This is a genomic window from Microbacterium halophytorum, assembly GCF_002970975.1.
Lineage (GTDB): Bacteria > Actinomycetota > Actinomycetes > Actinomycetales > Microbacteriaceae > Microbacterium > Microbacterium halophytorum.
Genome location: NZ_PNFA01000006.1, coordinates 19,023 through 37,275, shown reverse-complemented (window position 1 = coordinate 37,275; position 18,253 = coordinate 19,023). Strand labels below are relative to the sequence as shown.

At 68.5% G+C, this 18,253-nt stretch carries 17 protein-coding genes; 9 read left to right on the top strand and 8 right to left on the bottom strand.

The window, feature by feature from the left end; genetic code table 11:
- Positions 1–15: 15 nt before the first annotated feature.
- From C0010_RS07455 to C0010_RS07430, 6 genes are read right to left on the bottom strand one after another with little or no spacing between them, the layout of a single operon-like run.
- Positions 16–1,224: an aspartate transaminase gene (locus tag C0010_RS07455; protein WP_105566446.1), complete on the bottom strand. Its 1,209-nt coding sequence runs from the start codon at positions 1,222–1,224 to the stop codon at positions 16–18.
- Positions 1,221–1,967 carry a 4-carboxy-4-hydroxy-2-oxoadipate aldolase/oxaloacetate decarboxylase gene (locus C0010_RS07450; protein WP_105566445.1) on the bottom strand — a complete coding sequence of 249 codons (747 nt, stop codon included), beginning with the start codon at positions 1,965–1,967 and terminating at the stop codon, positions 1,221–1,223. The genes C0010_RS07455 and C0010_RS07450 overlap by 4 nt, the downstream gene beginning before the upstream one ends.
- Positions 1,964–2,722 (bottom strand): SDR family oxidoreductase, encoded by a 759-nt coding sequence (locus C0010_RS07445; RefSeq protein WP_105566444.1) that lies wholly within the window; start codon positions 2,720–2,722, stop codon positions 1,964–1,966. The genes C0010_RS07450 and C0010_RS07445 overlap by 4 nt, the downstream gene beginning before the upstream one ends.
- A gap of 60 nt (positions 2,723–2,782) precedes the next feature.
- Positions 2,783–3,781, bottom strand: a complete 999-nt coding sequence (locus C0010_RS07440) for a 5-oxoprolinase subunit C family protein (RefSeq protein WP_105566443.1) — start codon at positions 3,779–3,781, stop codon at positions 2,783–2,785.
- On the bottom strand, positions 3,778–4,497 hold the full coding sequence (locus tag C0010_RS07435; RefSeq protein WP_105566442.1) for a 5-oxoprolinase subunit B family protein: 720 nt from the start codon (positions 4,495–4,497) through the stop codon (positions 3,778–3,780). Before C0010_RS07435 ends, C0010_RS07440 begins: the two co-directional genes overlap by 4 nt.
- On the bottom strand, positions 4,494–5,267 hold the full coding sequence (locus C0010_RS07430; RefSeq protein WP_105566441.1) for a LamB/YcsF family protein: 774 nt from the start codon (positions 5,265–5,267) through the stop codon (positions 4,494–4,496). The genes C0010_RS07435 and C0010_RS07430 overlap by 4 nt, the downstream gene beginning before the upstream one ends.
- 269 nt (positions 5,268–5,536) lie before the next feature.
- On the opposite strand from C0010_RS07430, the gene C0010_RS07425 reads away from it, so the two are divergent.
- Positions 5,537–6,595 carry a D-2-hydroxyacid dehydrogenase gene (locus C0010_RS07425; RefSeq protein WP_105566610.1) on the top strand — a complete coding sequence of 353 codons (1,059 nt, stop codon included), beginning with the start codon at positions 5,537–5,539 and terminating at the stop codon, positions 6,593–6,595.
- A gap of 55 nt (positions 6,596–6,650) precedes the next feature.
- On the opposite strand, the gene C0010_RS07420 is transcribed toward C0010_RS07425, so the two are convergent.
- Positions 6,651–7,556 (bottom strand): LysR substrate-binding domain-containing protein, encoded by a 906-nt coding sequence (locus tag C0010_RS07420; RefSeq protein WP_158685365.1) that lies wholly within the window; start codon positions 7,554–7,556, stop codon positions 6,651–6,653.
- Positions 7,557–7,778: 222 nt separating this feature from the next.
- On the opposite strand from C0010_RS07420, the gene C0010_RS07415 reads away from it, so the two are divergent.
- From C0010_RS07415 to C0010_RS07380, 8 genes are all read left to right on the top strand, one after another.
- Positions 7,779–9,095 (top strand): sugar ABC transporter substrate-binding protein, encoded by a 1,317-nt coding sequence (locus C0010_RS07415; RefSeq protein WP_198410799.1) that lies wholly within the window; start codon positions 7,779–7,781, stop codon positions 9,093–9,095.
- Complete coding sequence (locus C0010_RS07410; protein WP_105566439.1) at positions 9,092–10,036, top strand: carbohydrate ABC transporter permease; 945 nt, start codon at positions 9,092–9,094, stop codon at positions 10,034–10,036. Before C0010_RS07415 ends, C0010_RS07410 begins: the two co-directional genes overlap by 4 nt.
- The gene (locus C0010_RS07405; protein WP_105566438.1) at positions 10,036–10,995 is read left to right on the top strand and encodes a carbohydrate ABC transporter permease; all 960 of its coding nucleotides are present in this window, start codon (positions 10,036–10,038) and stop codon (positions 10,993–10,995) included. The genes C0010_RS07410 and C0010_RS07405 overlap by 1 nt, the downstream gene beginning before the upstream one ends.
- Before the next feature lie 32 nt (positions 10,996–11,027).
- Positions 11,028–11,852: a sugar phosphate isomerase/epimerase family protein gene (locus tag C0010_RS07400; RefSeq protein ID WP_105566437.1), complete on the top strand. Its 825-nt coding sequence runs from the start codon at positions 11,028–11,030 to the stop codon at positions 11,850–11,852.
- Between the two features lie 267 nt (positions 11,853–12,119).
- Entirely contained in the window at positions 12,120–13,199 is a 1,080-nt protein-coding gene (locus C0010_RS07395) for an extracellular solute-binding protein (RefSeq protein WP_158685363.1), read from the top strand.
- Positions 13,192–14,304: an ABC transporter ATP-binding protein gene (locus tag C0010_RS07390; RefSeq protein WP_232531816.1), complete on the top strand. Its 1,113-nt coding sequence runs from the start codon at positions 13,192–13,194 to the stop codon at positions 14,302–14,304. The genes C0010_RS07395 and C0010_RS07390 overlap by 8 nt, the downstream gene beginning before the upstream one ends.
- Complete coding sequence (locus C0010_RS07385; RefSeq protein WP_105566435.1) at positions 14,301–15,230, top strand: ABC transporter permease; 930 nt, start codon at positions 14,301–14,303, stop codon at positions 15,228–15,230. The genes C0010_RS07390 and C0010_RS07385 overlap by 4 nt, the downstream gene beginning before the upstream one ends.
- A gap of 1 nt (position 15,231) precedes the next feature.
- Positions 15,232–16,047: an ABC transporter permease gene (locus tag C0010_RS07380; RefSeq protein WP_105566434.1), complete on the top strand. Its 816-nt coding sequence runs from the start codon at positions 15,232–15,234 to the stop codon at positions 16,045–16,047.
- Between the two features lie 436 nt (positions 16,048–16,483).
- On the opposite strand, the gene C0010_RS07375 is transcribed toward C0010_RS07380, so the two are convergent.
- Positions 16,484–18,232: a carbohydrate-binding domain-containing protein gene (locus tag C0010_RS07375; RefSeq protein WP_105566433.1), complete on the bottom strand. Its 1,749-nt coding sequence runs from the start codon at positions 18,230–18,232 to the stop codon at positions 16,484–16,486.
- Positions 18,233–18,253 lie beyond the last annotated feature (21 nt).

Below are 18,253 nucleotides of genomic sequence, written 5' to 3'. Positions count from 1 at the left end.
CCCTCCGGCTGCCGGCTACGAGAGCGCGGCGACCGCCTCTCCGATCGCGGCGGCGCCCGCTTCGATCGTCTCAAGGTCGGTTGCGAACGACATCCGGAAGAACGACTCCGCGCCGTACGCCGAGCCCTGGATGACGGCGACTCCGGCCTCGTCGAGGAGGTATAGGGTGACGCCCTGGTCGTTCTCGAGCACGTCGCCGGCGGGCGTGTGCCTGCCGATCAGACCGGCGCAGTCGACGAAGAGATAGAACGCGCCGTCGGGTTCGACGGGTTCGAGCCCGTCGATGGCACCGAGCAGTTCCACGGCGCGGTTGCGGCGCCGGCGGTACACGGCGACCGACTCGGTGACGAAGCTCTGGTCGCCCGTGAGGGCCTCGGCGGCGGCGGCCTGGGTGATCGACGACGGGCACGATGAGGTCTGCGACTGGAGCAGGTTGATCGCCTTGATCACGGCGGGGTCGCCGACCGCATACCCGAGGCGCCAGCCCGTCATCGCGTAGCTCTTCGAGACGCCGTTCACTGTGAGGACACGGTCACGGATGGATGGGGCAGCTTCTGCGAGCCCGACGGCGCGCTCATCGGAGAAGACGATCTCGTCGTAGATCTCGTCGGTCAGCACGCGCACGTGCGGGTTCTCCTCGAGCACTTCCGCGAGTGCCGCGAGCTCGCCTCGGGAGTACAGCACGCCCGTCGGGTTGCTCGGCGCATTCAGCACGAGCCACTTGGTCCGCGGCGTGATCGCGGCGCGCAGCGCATCCGGCGTCACCTTGTGACGGTCCTCGCTCTTCGTGTGCAGGATCACGGGAGTGCCGTCGTTGGCAGCCACCATGTCGGGGTATGAGACCCAGTACGGGGACGGGATGATGACCTCATCGCCCTCGTCGAGCGAGGCCGTGAACGTCAGGTAGATCACCTGCTTGCCGCCGCCGCCGACTGTGATCTGGTCGTCGGAGTATTCGATGCCGCTCGTCCGGAGCATGCGCTCCCGGATGGCTTCGCGCAGGCGGACGGTGCCGTTGACGGAGGTATACTTCGTCTCACCGTCGCGGATCGCACGGATGCCTTCCCGCTTGACGTTCTCCGGGGTGTCGAAGTCGGGCTCGCCGACCGTGAGGTCGATGATCTCCCGACCGGCGGCCTTGAGCTCGCGAACGCGAGCGGCCGCGGCCGTCGACGGCGACACCTTGATGCGCTGGACGCGCTTCGCGGGGACGAACGCGGTCATGGCTTGGCCCCCAGGCCGTGGTCGGGATCGACATCGTCGATGTCCGTCGTCAGGCCCTTCTCGCGCAGCACGTCGTGCAGCCCGCACAGGTCGATCGTCGTGCGGCCCGCCTTGTACAGCTCGATGAGCTCGTCTTCGTGCTCTTCACGCCTGCGGGAGAGCTCCGCGACGGTGTCGACTTCGTCGCGGCGAACGACCACGATGCCGTCCGCGTCGCCGACCACGGCGTCGCCCGGGTGGATGAGCTGGTCGCCGAACACCAGCGGCTGGTTCACGCGGCCGAGCGAGTTCTTCACGGTGCCGGTGATCGCGACGCTTCCGGAGAAGACGGGAAGCCCGAGCGCGCGCAGCGACTGCGTGTCGCGCACGCCGCTGTCGGTGACGACGGCGGCGATGCCCTTCGCCTTCGCCGCGTTGCCGAGCACATCGCCGAACGTGCCGGCCTGACCCATCTCGCCGGCCGAGACGAGGAGCACGTCGCCGGGCTGTGCGTAATGGATCGCGACCTGCAGCATCAGGTTGTCGCGCGGGGCGCAGACGACCGTGAAGGCCGACCCGGCGAAGCGCATCGCGTTGTCGATCGGCTTGATCACGGAGCTGACATCCCCGCGGCGCCCCTGCGCCTCGTGGATGCTCGCCGAGCCGAACCGACCGAGGCGCGCGAGCGCTTCCGCGTCGGGCCGGGTGATCTTGGTCGTGATGTGGGGCGGGGCCGCCAGGGGGCGGAGAGTGTCCGTGCTCATACGTCTTCCCTCCTGTCGAACGTGAGACCGCCGGGAACCTGGAACGTCGGCATGATCTCCATCAGCCCCATGTTCACGTGGCGGGGCGCCGCGAGCGCGAAGTCGATCGCGGCGACGATATCGGCGACCGTCAGCGACTCGAACCCCTCGTAATAGGTCTCCCACGCCTCCTTCATCGCCTCGGGGCTGCCGCCCATGTTCCGGCCGAAGATCTCGGTCTCGACCCGGCCGGGGCAGACCTCGGTGACGCGGATGCGCTTGCCGAGCGTGTCGTTGCGCAGCTGGCGGGAGATCTGGTGCACCGCGGCCTTCGTGGCGTGGTAGGCCGTGTGGCCGAAGAAGTTGTACAGGCCGGCGATCGACGAGATGTTGACGACGTGGCCGAGGTCGCGCTCGACCATGCCGGGCAGGAACAGTCGGCACAGGTGGAGCACGGCGCGCACGTTCACGTCGACCATCGCGTCGACCATGCCCCGTGGTGCGTCCAGGATGTTACCCGGCCCGCTCACGCCCGCGTTGTTGACGAGAACGTCGATCTGGAGCCCGCCCAGCTCGCGCTCGACGGCATCGATGTCCGTGAGATCGATGGCGTGCGGGATCGCTCCCGTGCGCTCGGCCAGCGCGGCCAGCCGCTTCTCGTCCCGAGCGACGGCGTGCACTTCGAGGCCCTGCTCACGCAGCCTGATCACCGTCGCCTCGCCCATTCCGGTTGAGGCACCCGTGACGAGTGCGGTCGTGTAGTCGCTGTATGTCACTGCGACGTCCCTTCTCTCAATTGATGGTGGTCCGAGCACCGCGGCGCGGCGTCGGTCGGTTCATGACTCGGCACGCTCCATGCCGGCGGGCGTGACGCCGAGGCACGAGAAGACGGTGCCGACGCGGTCGCGGAGCCGGTCGAGGCGCTCGCGCCACACCCGGGCGTCCCTGGCGGCCCGCTCGAGGCTGACGCGGCGGAACGAGACCTCGGTCTCCGGGCGTACTTGGCCGAGCGTGTCGAGCGACGTCGAGGTCACGACGCCGAGCACGGGGTACCCAGCCGTGACGCCTCGGCCGCGGTGCAGCACGAGCAGCTCGCCCCCCGGCGGCACCTCGATCGCACCGACGGGAACGCCCCGCGAGATCATCTCGCCGGAGCCGACCCGCGTCGGCAGCACGCCGCTCAGCCGGAGTCCGACCTGATTGCTGCGGGTGCTCACGCGGTATGGGGCTTCGAAGAGCAGCCCGGCCGTTCCGGCGAACTCGTCGATGTCGGGGCCGTCGGTGACGTCGATGCAGGCGGTGTCGCCGAAGTACGGCCGGTCGACCCCGAAGTTGAACAGCGAGATGCCGAAGTACGGGTTCACCGGAACGCCGGTGCGGGCATGCAGGCCGATGCTGTCGCCCACCGCGAGCGTCGTACCGAACCCGATCGCGGGGTCGGGGGCACAGCTGCCGAGGAGCTCGGGCACGTCGAATCCGCCCCGCACGGCGATGTAGGTGCGCATCCCGCCGAGCATGTCGCCGAGCCGGACTTCCTGCCCGGCCTCGACGGGAACGGGCTCCCACATCGGCCTTTCGACGCCGTCCACCGTGACCAGCATGTCGGCACCGGTGACGGCGATCAGCACGTCGTGCGATGGGACGAATGCGATGTCGAACGCCAGCGCTTCGATGAGGGGCGCTCCCTCGGCGTTCGCGACGAGAATGTTCGCCGCCCGCGCCGAGTACTGGTCGAGTGCTCCGTTCACGGGCAGGCCGACCCCCGGCCCCCGGTGCCTGCCGAGGTCCGTCACGGCCGCACGCCCGGCCTCGGTGATGCGGATCGAAGCGGTCACGGCGCCGTCTCCATTGCGGTCAGGCGCCGCCCCGCGAGTTCCGCGAAACGTCGCTCGTCGATACGTTCGAACCGCAGGATGTCCCCCGGTGCGTAGGGCACGAGCGTCTCCTCCGAGAGGTCGAGGACCGAGAGCGGCGTGCGGCCGATCAGGGACCAGCCACCGGGCGCGGCCGTCGGGGTGATCGTCGCCTGCCGGCCCGCGAGCGACACGGCGCCCTGCGGCACGTGGGTGCGCGGGCTCGTCAGCCGCGGGACGGGGACGGGCAGTGTCGGCCCATCGAGCATCGGCGAGCCGCCGGGTGCTCCGAGGCACCGGATCACGTAGGTCGGTGCGAGGTGGGCGGCGATGACCTCCTCCTCGCTCAGGCCGGTGAGACGCGCGACGTCCGCGAGGTCCTCACCGTGTTCGCCGCCGTACACGACGGGCACGACGAACTCGCGCGGCTGCTGGGTGAGCGGCTCGTCGGGGTCGATCTCGCCGGCCACGGCCTGCACGATCGCATGGATCGCGGCGAGCGTCGTGCGTTCCGGGTCGACTTCGATCAGCACGGCGTCGTACGTCGGGATCGCCGAGTGCACGCCCTCGATTCCCGGCGTGGTCACCGCACGAGCGATCTTGTGGACGACCCGCCAGTCGGCCTCCCGGTCGCCGGACGAGCCGATGACGCGGATCGCCGATTCCCCGGTCTCCTGGATGCGGATGGGCGACCTCATCGTGCCGCTTCGGTCGAGAACGGTGCGATGACGACACCTGCGGCCTCGAGGCGGGCCCGCACTTCGCGCGAGAGCGCGACGGCTGCGGGGTTGTCGCCGTGCATCAGCAGCGTGTCAGCCGTGATCTCGAGGTCGACGCCGTCGACGCTGGTGAGCTTGCCCTCGAGCACGAGGCGCACGGAGCGGTCGGCGACCTCCGCCGGGTCGTGGATGACGGCGCCCGGCTCCGAACGCGGCACGAGGGTGCCGTCCGCCCGGTATGCGCGGTCCACGATGCCCACGATCCCGACGCGGAGACCTGCGGCACGGGCGGCAGCGGCGAGCTCGCCGTCCTGCGCCATCACCGTGAGGCTGTCATCGAAGCCGAGTACGGTCTCGACGATCGCGTCCGCGTAGTCGTGGCGAACGGCCACGAGATTGCCGAGTCGGCCGTGCGGCGCGATGTGCGTCACCCGGGTGCCGTGATGTGCGGCGAACCCGGCGAGGGCACCCAGCTGGTAGGTCGCATCGGTGCGCACCTCGTGCGCCGTGAGGTCCATCGCCCGTCGGCCGAACCCGCCCAGGTCGGGGAAGCTCGGGTGGGCACCGATCGCGATCCCGCGGCGGGCGCACGAGGCGACGGTGGCGTCCATGATCCGCGGGTCGCCGGCGTGGAAGCCACAGGCGATGTTCGCGGAGCTCAGCACGTCGAGCATCGCTTCGTCGTCGCCCATCTTCCAGTCGCCGAAGCCCTCGCCCAGGTCGGCGACGAGGTCGATCCTCCGCGTCATCCGCTCGTTCCTTCCGCCATCGGAGCCTGTGGGGTGCGCCGCCAGTGAGCGCGTACAGGCAGGCTACGCATTCGCTCGATGCCGCGCACCGATCGGCAAGAAATTTTGCCACTCTGATGCCAACACGCACGTGATCCCGACACGGAAATGCGAGAAATCGGCAGTTTGACCACCCGATCTCGGCACGCATTGTGCCATGCAATGATGGTGGCTCCATCCGCCGACGACGGCTCGTCGTGGTCGGCTCCGCTCCGCAGAACAGGACGAACATGACTGACTCCACACCCCGGCTGCGCGTCGTCGTCGGCACGGATCTCGCCGAGGAACTGTGCCGAGAGATCGAACGCCTCGAACCGCGCGTCGAGGTCGTCAGGGATCACTCGCTGTACAAGCCGATGCGCTGGGCGGCCGACTTCGACGGCGACCCCGCACAGGTGCGCACGCCGGACGAGCAGCGACGCTTCGAGGAGATGGTCGATTCCGCTGACGTGCTGTTCTCGATCCCCGACGTCGACCCGGCCGCGCTCGCACGGACGGTGCGCACGAACCCGAAGCTGCGCTGGGTCCAGATCATGGCGGCGGGCGGCGGCGGCCAAGTCAAGGCGGCCGGCCTCAGCGATGACGAGCTCGATCGCGTGGTGTTCACGACCTCTGCCGGGGTGCACGGCGCGACGCTCGCGGAGTACGCCGTCTTCGGCGTGCTCGCGGGCGCGAAGGACCTCCCCCGCATCCGCGCCGCCCAGGCGTCCGGGACATGGGAGGGCCGCTGGGAGATGCGGCACGTCGAGGACATGACCGTTCTGGTGCTCGGCCTCGGCGGCATCGGAGCCGCCGCGGCGGCTCGCTTCTCCGCTCTGGGAGCGACCGTGTGGGGGACGAGCCGTTCCGGTCGCGCGGTCGACGGCGTCGATCGCGTGGTGCCGCTCGAGGAGCTCGGAGACGTCGTCGGAGAGGTCGATGCCGTCGTCGCGACGCTTCCAGGAACGGACAGCACGAGGCACCTCATCGACGCCGACCTCCTCTCGGCCGCGAAGCCCGGCGTGATCATCACGAACGTCGGCCGCGGCACGGTGATCGATGAGCGGGCGCTGGTCGCGGCGCTCGACGACGGGCGCGTCTCGTTCGCCGCCCTCGACGTGTTCGAGCACGAGCCCCTCGCCGCCGACAGCCCGCTCTGGTCGCACCCGCGCGTGCTCGTCACGCCCCACACGGCAGCGCTCTCGGCCGAGGAGCCGCGTCGCATCGCCGAGCTGTTCGCCCACAACGCTCGGCGCTTCCTCGACGGCGAACCGCTGCGCAACGTCGTCGACACCGTCGAGTTCTACTGACCCGCGCTCGACCGACCCCTGACGCCCCTCACGGCCGCCGCGCGTGTGAGGGGCATCAGGCACTCAGACCCAGGAGGCGCCTCGCGACGAGGCGCCTCAGGATGCGTTCCACCGCCGCGGCCTGCGGCGTCTGCGCGGCGTGCGCCGGCGTGCAGAACGCCAACCGCACCTCCACGGAGTCTTCGTCCAACCGGCTGACGCGCAGGTCGGAGCCGCTCGGAATCGGCGGAATGCAGGTCGCCGGAACGATCCCGATGCCCAGATCCCGCTCGATCACACCGATCAGAGTGGGCATGCTCTCGATCTCGCCGGCGATCCGGGGGAAGGTGTCGTGGCGACCGAAACCGGCGTCGACCGCCGTGCGTATCGCGTGCTGCCTCGTCGGGACGTAGAGACCGATGTCGGTCAGCTGCACGAACCGAACGACATCGCCGAGGCCGCGATCCGCATGCGACACGACCTGGAGCTCGTCGACGTAGATCGGCTCGACGTGCACGGCGCGCAGCGGTACCGGCGTGTAGAGGATGCCCATGTCGATCTGACCGGCCGCCAGTTGCTCGCTCAGCAGACCGCCGAAGTTCTCCCGGACATGGACCGCGACGTTCGGATGCTCGTGCCGCACCTCTTCGAGCAGCGGCACCGCGAGCGCTTCGGCCAGGCTGTACGGCGCGAGCCCGATCGAGACCCGACCGCTGACGTTCTCGCCGCCGGAGCGCACGTCCGCGATCGCCTCGTCGACGCTGCGGATGATCGACTGCGCGTGCCGATACAGGATCAGGCCGGCCTGCGTCGGCGTCACGCCCTGAAGCGTGCGGGCGAGCAGCTGGGTGCCCATCGACGCTTCCAGTGACGACAGCTGCTGGCTGAGCGCCGACTGCGTGAGATGCAGCGAGACCGCCGCGCGCGAGATGCTCGCGAGGTCGACGGCCTTGCAGAACGCCTCCAGCTTCTTCACGTCCATCTCGCCGCCGTCCCTTCGCACCGTTCCGGTCGTGCCGAGTGTATCCAGCGCGCGCGGCGCATGCCGTCCCGCACCGATCACGACGCCGCCACTCGGAACCGCGATACGGGTATCAGGATCCCCCATGGTCGAATCGCTGTTCTTCCGTCCGGAGCGTGCATAGCTTTGCGGAGAGCAGGCGACGAGGCCTGTCCGTGACCTGCCGAGAGAGGCGAGAGAACGATGACGAAGCGAATGCGCACCCTGGCCCCCATTGCCGCACTGGGCACCGCGACGATGCTGGTGCTGTCCGCATGCGGCGGTGGGAGCACCGACAACGCCGGCGGGAACGACGGCGAGCCGCTCGAGGTCTGGTCGCGCAGCGGCCCCGAGGCCTCGAACACGTACGAGGCGGTGTTCGAGGCGTTCACCGCGAAGACCGGGATCGAAGTCGACTACCTCGCGACCGTCGAGTTCGAGACGCAGCTGCGCGCCCGCGCCGCCACCGGCGACCTGCCCGACATCATGATCTACGACCAGTCGAGCATGGCGAACTACGTGAACGAGGGAATGCTGCTCACCGTCGATCGCGATGCCCTGGCGGGTGCCGATCAGATGTCGGACGAGTCGTGGGACTCGGTCAGGATGGCCGATGGCGAGTACTACGGCGTGCCCTTCAGCCAACACCCGCGGATGACGATGATCCGGAAGGACTGGCGCGAGAACGTCGGCCAAGACGTCCCGAAGACCCGGGAGGAGCTGATCGAGCTCGCCGCGGCGTTCGCGACCGAGGATCCCGACGGGAACGGCGTCGACGGCGACACGTACGGCATGGCCGTTCCCGGCACCACCGACCGCGGCTACTTCGCCTGGTGGCTCGCCTCACCGATCTGGCAGCTCGGCGGTGACTTCGTCGACGGAGGCGACGGGAAGTACGAAGCGGTGATCGACAGCCCGGAGAGCGTCGCCGCCGCCGAGCAGCTCCAGGGCCTGTTCTGCGAGGCGGATCTGGTTCAGCCGGGCGCCCTGACCAACGCGAGCGCCACACCGTTCTTCGCCGACGGCCAGGCCGGCATCTACGAGACCGGGCCGTATGCGTTCGCGAACTTCGACAACGCGCCCGGCAAGGACACGTACGAGGTGATCCCGGCGCCCGCGGGCCCCGCGGGCGGCACGGTGCTCGCCGAGCGCACCTCGATCTACTACGGCGCATCGAGCGACAAGCCGGAGCAGCAGCAGGCGCTCGCGGAGTACCTGATCTCCGCAGAGGGCCAGGAGATCGGGATGACCGCTCCCGGCCAGCCGGTGGTGCGCCTCCCCGTGAACGAGAGCCTCGACGCCGCCGCCATCTACGGCGACGAGCGCTGGGCCGTCGTCCAGGAGCAGCTGACCGATTCGCAGCTGTTCCCCTCGGACATCGACTTCACGGCGATCCGACAGGACATCGCCGAGACCTTCAACGCGATGTACGGCGAATGTTCGCAGGACGTCGCCGGCGTGCTCGGCGATCTGGCCGACCGGATCGACGACGAGCTCGCCGCACAGGACGCACTGCGATGACAGTCAGCGCGCCGAATCGGGCACCGAGCGCGGCGACGGCGGCGCCGCCCGCTCGTCGCCGCCATCGGGGCCGGAACGTCCGCAGGACGGTCATCGTCTGGGGCTTCCTGTTCCCCGGCCTGCTCCTGTTCGCATACTTCAAGTTCATCCCGATGTTCACCGGGTTGGAGATGAGTTTCCACGAGGTCCGCCCGTTCCTCGGCGATGTCTGGGGCGGCCTGGACAACTACGTCTCGGTGCTGACCAACCCGGAGTTCGGCAGCGCGATCTGGCACACCATCGTGCTCGGCGTCGGGACCGCGCTCGGTGCCGTCGTGGGCGGCTTCGTCCTGGCTCTGCTGCTCGAAGGAGCGAGCCGGTACCTGTGGTTCATCCGCACGGCGGCGTTCCTCCCGGTCGTCACCGCGACCGCCGTGATCGCCGAGGTCTGGCGCATCATCTACTTCCCGGCGGCGGACGGCTACCTCAACTCAGTCGTCGGGCTGTTCGGGGTACCCCCGGTCGGGTGGCTCACTGACCCGGATGTCGCACTCTGGTCCGTGATGATCGTCGGCATCTGGCAGGGCGCGCCGTACAACATGGTGATCATCCTCGCCGGGCTCGCCGGGGTCGACCGCTCCCTGTACGAGGCGGCGGCCATCGACGGCGTGAACACCCTGCAGCGCCTCCGTTACATCGTGATCCCCGCGCTGCGGCCGGCGTTCACGATCGTCATCGTGCTCGCCGCGATCAAGGCCCTGCGCGTCTTCACCGACGTGTGGGTGCTCACCAGCGGCGGTCCGTCCGGTGCCACCGAGGTCTGGATGACGCTGACGTACTCGCTCGGTTTCGAGCGGAACGAGCTCGGTCTGGCCGCGGCGGCCTCGATCATCCTCCTCGTCGCCACCGTCGTTCTCACCCTGGTCGCCGCGGCTGTCATGCGACGGAAGAAGGACGCCTGATGTCTCGTACGCTCCCCCACGCGACCAGCACGACGACGGAGACCGAGACGATCGTCACCTCGGCGCACCGCGGTCGGCGCCGACGCAAGGTGGGCAACGCGGAGCAGTTCGACACGGCGCTGGGGTGGCGGTCCGATCACTGGGTCTCCCTGGTGCTGCGCATCATCGTGACGGTCCTCGTCCTGTACGTGTTCGCCGGGCCGATCCTGACGATCATCGCCGGCGCGTTCGACCTCAACCCCGACCCGACGCGGCTGACCCTCTGGCCCACGAATCCGAGCATGCGCAACTTCGAGGTCGCTGCGGAGCAGGGTATCTGGGGCTTCTTCTGGAACTCCATCGTCATCGCCGGTGGCGGCCTGCTGCTGCAGACGCTCGTCGCGATCACGGCGGGGTACGCGCTCGCGCGCCACCGGTTCCGGGGCCAGGCGATCGTGCTCGGGCTGTTCCTGGCGACGATGATGCTCCCCGAGGAGCTCGTCGCCGTCCCCCTGGCCGTAGTGCTCGGCGACGTCCCGCTGACCGGCATCAATCTGCGCGGCACCGTGTTCGCGATCATCCTGCCCGTCGCGGCCAACGCCTTCTCGATCCTCGTGATGACCGCCTTCATGCGCGACATCCCCGACGAGCTCGAGGAAGCGGCGCGGATCGACGGGGCCGGAGACATGCGGATCCTGTTCCAGATCATCCTCCCGCTGTGCAAGCCCGCGCTCGGAGTCGTCACGATCTTCGGGTTCATCAGCGTTTGGGATCAGTACCTGCTCCCGCTCATCGCGGCGAACAGCGCTGACGACTACACCGTGACCGTCGCCCTGAGCAGCCTGCGCGCCGACGTGGAAGTCGGCACCGGCGTCCTGCTCGCCGGTGCCTTCCTCGCGCTCGTCCCCAGCCTCGTCGTCTACCTCCTCCTCCAGAACTCGCTCGTCCGCGGCATGACCACGGGCGCCGTCAAGGGCTGACCCCCGCTCGCACACGAACCGAAAGCACACACATGATCCTGTCCACTGTCACCGATGAAGTCACTCCCGATCGATCCGCCGGCGCGTTCCCGAAGATCTTCCGGATGGCCGCAGAAGAAGGCATCTCGAACTTCGAGATCCGCATGGTCGAGGCCAAGCGCTTCCCCGTCGTCGAAGCGGCCGCGTGGGACCGGTTGAAGTCGTACGCCCAGCAGTTCGGCATCACGTACTCGACCGTCTCCCCCGGGCTGTACAAGGCCGACCTGTACAGCGACCTGATCGGCCTGCACGGCAATGAACTGCTGTCGATGAGCCTCGATCTGGCCGAACGCATCGGCGTGAGCACGCTCGTCACCTTCGGCGTCGAGCGCAGCCGTCTCGATCAGCCCTCGGACCGTGCCCGCGTCATCGACCTCCTCGGGGAGACCGCCGATATCGCCGCGGCTCGCGGGTTCGAGGTGCAGCTGGAGCCGCTGCCCGGCTCGTGGGCCGACACGGGCGAGAACTGCCTTGCACTGCTCGAGGGCGTCGGCCGGAGCAACTTCGGTCTGATCTGGGACACGGGCAACATCTACGAGGCCGAGCGGAAGCACTTCTCGGAGAGCTACCAGCTGCTGCGCCCCCACATCCGGAACGTGCACCTGAAGGACGGAACGTTCATCGACGGCGAGATGCGCTGGCAGCACTTCGGAACCGGCGAGACGGACATCGCCGGCCAGGTCAGCGCTCTGCTCGCCGACGACTACCGGGGCACGCTGACCGTCGAGCCCAAGCGCGAGCCGCAGGAGGACATCGACTTCATCAATTCGGTTCGGTTTCTGAAGTCCCGGCTCCCGCAGGTTGCACCAGCGCGGTGAGGCGCGGCATCCGGCACTCTATGGCCTGGCATAGTTCGTGCCGAGCATCGTGCACAAAACTGCAACAGCCCCCTGCCTCACTGATGTTGTCCAGGATGACATGGCACAGATCTGGCATAAACCTCGCCCTGGCGCTCTGCAGTTCCTACGTTGCTGACAGCGGAGGGGACGATGCCGGTTCCCCGAACGCCAACGAAGACGTTGGAATCCCGACGTCCTGTCAGCCGCCGCCCTCGCACCTGGGCGCACGACACGAAGGACACGCACATGCCCGCAATCACCTCCCGTCGCATTGCGACGTTCATGGCCGTAGCCGCAGCAGGCGTTCTCACGCTCGCCGGCTGCGGCGGCGGTAGCGAAGAAACGAGCAGCAGCCCCGAATCCGGCGAGGTCAACATCATCGGGTACGCCGGCATCTGGCAGGAGCAGTACCAGACGGCCGTCATCGACCCGTTCCTCGAGAAGTACCCGGACATCACGATCAACTACTCGTCGAAGCGGTCCTCCGCCGAGATGCTCAGCGCGATCCAGGCGGAGGGCGGGAACCCCATCACCGACGTCGCGATCATGGACAGCTCGGTCTCCGACAGCGGGAACCAACAGGGCCTGTTCGCGGAAGTCAGCGAGGCGGACGTCCCGAACATCGCGAAGGTGAGGGACGAGTTCCTGAACGCCGACGGCTACGGCCCGCTCGTCGGACTCGATGCCGTCGGCCTGCTCTACGACACCGAGACGATCCCCGAGCCGCCCACCAGTTGGGAGATCCTCTGGGACGACACGTACGCGGGCAAGGTGCAGGTCGTGGCGCCGCCGTCGGCCCTCGGCATCGACCTCACCGCGATCACGTCGGAGATGCTCGGCGAAGACTACACGAAGTCGATCGACAAGTCGATCGCCAGACTCGCCGAGCTCGCGCCGAACATCCAGTCCTTCGCGCCGAACCCGGATGAGTACCAGAGCATCATCACCGGCCAGAGTGTTCTGGGTCTCGGGCAGAACGCCCGCGGCCAGTACTACTCGGACGAGAGCGACGGCAAGCTGGGCATCGCCTTCCCCGAGGAGGGCACGGTGTACCAGATGAACGCGATCAACCTGTCGGCCGAAGCGCCGAATCCCGAGCCCGCCAAGACGTTCATGGACTATGCGCTCTCCGACGAGGCGCAGGTCGCGTTCGCCGAAGCGCTCTATTACGCGCCGAGCACGGATGTGGAACTGCCGGCGGAGGTCGCCGACCGGGTCGTGAAGACCGACGGGTCGTTGAAGGTTCTGCAGCTCGACCCCGCCTGGCTCGGCACGGTGAGCGGCGAGTGGACCGACCGCTGGAAGCGCGAGGTCATCGGTGGCTGACAACGGCACTCACAAACTGTCGCTGGTCGGTCTCACCAAGCAGTACGCGCAGGGCATCGCCCCGGCCGTAGACCGCCTCGACATGCACGTCGAGGAGGGGCACCTGGTGTCCCTCCTCGGCCCCTCGGGCTGCGGCAAGACCACCACGCTGCGCATGGTCGCGGGGCTGATGGACCCGACCGCTGGCCAGATCATGGTCGACGGCGCCGACATCACGAACACCCCTGTGCACAAGCGCGGCATGGGCATGGTGTTCCAGTCGTATGCGCTCTTCCCGCACATGAACGTACACGAGAACGTGGCGTTCGGCCTGCAGATGCGCAAGAAGCCGAAGCAGGAGCAGGATCGCCTCGTGCACCGTGCGCTCGAGATGGTGCAGCTCGAGCACCTCGCGAAGCGTCAGACCAGGGCGCTCTCCGGCGGCCAGCAACAGCGGATCGCCCTCGCCCGCGCGCTCGTGGTCGAGCCCACTCTCCTGCTGCTCGACGAGCCGCTGTCGAACCTCGACGCCAAGCTCCGCGAGACAATGCGCGCCGAGATCCGGCAGATCCAGCAGCGCACGGGTGCCACGACCCTGTTCGTGACGCACGATCAGGACGAGGCGCTCGACATGTCCGATCGCATCGCTGTGATGAACGGCGGGCTGATCGAGCAGTTCGGCTCCCCGATCGAGGTGTACGAACGGCCGCGCACACGGTTCGTCGCGAACTTCATCGGGCGGGCGAACCTGCTCACCGTGACGATCGTGGACGAGCAGCGGCAGTCGGGCGCCGACTCACGGTACCGAGTCGACGTTCCCGGGTTCGGGGTTCATCCCGCGATCGGCTCGCCCGGACTCACGGGTCGGCGCACGCTCCTGATCCGGCCCCATCGCCTGGGCGCAGAACCGGCCGCCGCCGCCGCCGGCTTGCGTGGCACCATAGAGTCGCTCAGTTACACCGGCGACTCCCTGTCGTACCGGGTGCGCGTCGGCGAGACATCGTTCACGGCGGAACGCCTCACCAGCGGCACCGACCGGATGTCCGTCGGCGACGCCGCGATCATCTCGTGGCGCCCAGAAGACGCACTCGTGCTGCCGGAACCAGTCGAGGACGCGGCGCCATGAGTGCGACGCAGACGATCGCGTCCGTCCGGGGCACGGGACCGCACCGCGAGCAGGGCGAGCAGGAGCGACGCACCAGGCGTCGCTCACGCCTGACCGCACTGACGCTCGTCGTTCCTGGCCTGATCGGGCTGGCCGTGAGCTTCGTGTTCCCGCTGGCATACATGATCCGGATGGCGTTCAACGAGGGCTCAGGGAACGGCATCGTCGTCGAGACGTTCACGTTCCAGACGATCCTCGAGCCGCTCACCGACGCGTACTACTGGCAGGTCACGGTCGACACGTTCTTGATGGGGCTCGTCGTCGGCGTGCTCTGCATCGTGGTGTCGTATCCGATCGCCCTGTTCCTCGCGCGCACGCAGAGCAAGTGGTCCGGCGTGCTCCTCGCGATGGCGCTGGCACCGCTGCTGACGAGCTCGGTCGTGCGCACGTACGGCTGGATGGTGCTGTTGAACGACGACGGGCTCGTCAACTCGAGCCTGCTCGGCGTCGGCCTGATCGACGCGCCGATCCCGATGGCGAACAACATGACGGGCGTCATCATCGGGCTGGTCGAGATCTTCATGCCGTACGCGATCCTCGCGATGATGTCGGGCTTCGGGCGCATCAGCACCCAGCTCGAGGAGGCCGCCGGCTCACTCGGAGCGAATAGGGCGAAGGTGTTCTTCCGCATCACCTTCCCGCTCAGCCTTCCCGGTGTGCTCACCGCTTTCCTGTTGGTCTTCGTGCTCTCGATCAGCACCTTCGTCACGCCACGGCTCCTGGGCGGCGGCGTCGTGCAGGTGCTCGCGACCGAGATCTACGACCAGGCGACCGGCCTACTGAACTGGCCGTTCGCCTCAGCGCTTGCCATCATCCTGCTCGTTCTGTTCGGCACCGTCGTCGCGGTGTATCAGGCCCTTGCGAAAAAGCTCGGAGGCATGAGCTGACATGACTGCTGCACCCGTTCCGTTCAAGAAGAAGTTCGCGTACGGCGGCCTGCTGTTCAAGATCGTCGTCGTCCTGGCGTACGTCTTCCTGTTGGCACCGCTTGCGATCGTCTTCGTGATCTCGTTCAGTTCGAATCAGTACCTGTCGTTCCCTCCAGAGGGGTTCACGCTCGACTGGTACAAGGCCCTGCCCGAGCAGGCGCAGTTCATGGATGGGCTGAGGACCAGCCTGATCACGGCATCGATCACCACTCTGATCGTGCTGGCGATCGGAGTGCCCGCGACGCTCGCGATCGACCGATACGAGTTTCCCGGCAAGGGCGCGGTGGCGGGCTTCTTCCTGTCGCCGCTGCTCGTGCCGACGATCGTGCTCGCGCTCGGCCTCGTGCTGGTGCTCGGGCCGCTGGGCCTGACGAACACGTACGCGAGCATCGTGATCGGGCACATCGCGATCACCGTGCCCTATGTGATCCGCACGACGCTGACGGCGATGCAGACGGCAGACACCTCGTGCGAGGAGGCAGCCCGAGTGCTGGGGGCCGACGCGTTCACCGTCTTCCGACGGGTCACGTTGCCGATCATCCGGCCGGGCGTCATCGCCGGCGGTGTGATGGCATTCATCGTGTCGTTCGACGAGGCAGTGATATCGCTCTTCGTCGCGGAGTCCGGAGCCCCGACGCTGCCGGTCTACGTGCTGCGGTACGTCGAGAACTCGGCGGATGCCGTGGTCGCCGCTCTCTCGGTGGTCCTCATCCTGTTCTCGGTCGTCATCGTGGCGATCGTCGAGCGCGTCGTCGGGCTGAAGAACGCCCTCTGACGCCGGGAGCGGCCAAGGTGCTCGCCCGCACCTTGGCCGCCCCCGTGGTCGGAATGAACCACCAATGCATCGGAAACAACGCCCTCTCGCCATCTTTCAGCGGGATTGACTCCCCTCGTCTGGAGCCAGCTCGAGGCCCAGCGCAGCCGTCGCACAGCCCGCATCGACAGCGCATGCGTTGCAACGACGACTGCCGCGGGCTCGGGCGTGTCTCTTGAATCGGATCGGCGCGCGTCCCGACTGCCCCGTCCACGAGCTGCTTCGCATCGCGCGGAGCCTCTCGGGCGGCGTGAGCCTACCCGGCGTGTGCCTGATCGCTGCGCCCAGGGGAAGCAGGCTCTGCCGGCCGACCGAGGAGCGAAACGCGTGCAGGTACTCAGGCCAACGCAGTGGGTCGGAATCGAGAGATATGCCCTCGTCGCCGACACGCTGCACGTCAGCCCCGCGGGCCGCCGCCCATCCCGCCGGCGATCGCCTCGCCGGCGGTGGCCGCCGCCGACTCCGTGCCGTCGACCACGGCCGTGTACGTACCGCCGATCGCGACATCCGGTGTCGAGACGATGACCGCGCCGAAGGCCTTCGCGGCGTCACCCTGCCAGATCACGGCGCCGTTCGCATCCGTGACCTCGACCGACTGGCCGGCCTCACCCGCGGCGGAGGCCGCGACCCACGCCTGCTCGGAGTCCGCCGACGGAGCCTGGCTCATGCCGCCCGAGTCGAACGCGACGAGCGTGCCGCCGCTCGTCGTGAGCGTGCCGCTCACGTCGAGCGCGCCGTTGCCGGCGTTCGCCGGGCCGGAGACGACGACCCTGCCTCCCGAGATGTCGAGCGAACCGTTCGAGTCGAGCCCGTCGCCGCCGGCATCGATCGTGACCTCGCCGCCCTCGATCAGGACCCACTCGCCGGTGTCCGCCATCTCACCGCCCATTCCGCCGCCGCGCTGCGGCATGTCGCCGTCGGTCGGCAGCTCGCCACTCGGGCGCTGCCCGCCGCCCGGCATCTCGCCATCGGTCGGGGGCTCGGGCCGCGTGCCCTGAGCGGCCCCGCCGGGGGCGGCCGCCTCGTCCTCCGCGTTGGTCGCGGCTGCTGCTGTTCCGCTGGACGAGTCGGTCGCCTCCTCGGAAGGCTCGGCGCTCTCCCCCGACCCATCGCTCGCGCCACCAGCGGTGTCCGTCGTCGAGCTGTCAGTCGATCCGTCCGAGCCGTTGATCCCGTCGTCCGTTGCGGTGATGTCGATCGTGCCACCCGTGATGCCGATGCTGCCGGCCTCAAGGCCCTCGTCCGACGAGATCGTGACCTCACCGTCGGTGATGACGACATCGGTGAAGCCGTCGATGCCGTCGCTGCTCGCCGTGATGTCGAGGGTGCCGCCCTCGATCAGAGTCCAGCCTTTCGTCTCGTCCTCGTCCTGGTCGCTCGTGAGTCCATCGCCGCCCGCGCCGACGGTGATGTCACCGCCGCGCACCGTGAGCGAGTCCTTGCCGCGCAGGCCGTCGTCGGCGGCCGTGACCGAGATCGCTCCGTCGAGCACGACGAGGTCATCCTTGCTCGTGATCCCGTCGTTCGCCTCGCCGTTCACCGTGAGCGCGCCCGTGCCCGAGATCGTGAGGTCGTTGTCGGCATAGATCGCGGCGTTCGCATCCGCGTCCTCGTCGTACGTCCCCGTAGACGAGACCGTGTTGTGGGAGCCGTCGGCGAGGTGGATCGCAACGTCGTCCGCCGCGATCGACGAGATCGCCGGGCCGCCCTCGGCGCTGATCGTCGCGCCGTCGAGGATCACCACGACCTGCGCGTCGTCTGCGGCGTCGATCACGATCGAGCCATCCAGCTCGCCGCTGAGACGGTAGACGCCGGCCTCGGAGATCGTCACGGTCCCGTCCGACGCGCTCACGCCCCCGGCATCCGCCTCCACGCCGTCGCCTGTCAGTGCGACGTCCTGTGCGTCGTCGGCCGACCATTCGTCGTCCTTCACGACCGTCTGGTCGGAGTTCTCGTCGATGATCGCCTGTACGTTCTCGGGCCGGGTCTCCGCCGAGGTCTGCGTCGGCTCGGTCGACGCCTCCGTGGCGTCAGCACCAGCCGTGGCGCAGCCCGCGAGCACGGCGACGCCGGCGGCGAACGTGATGCCGAGGCCGGCCACGGCGCGCATACGAGGGCGGAAATGGGGGTGGGGTTCGGTGCTCATGGTGGGTCTCCTTCGTGGGGT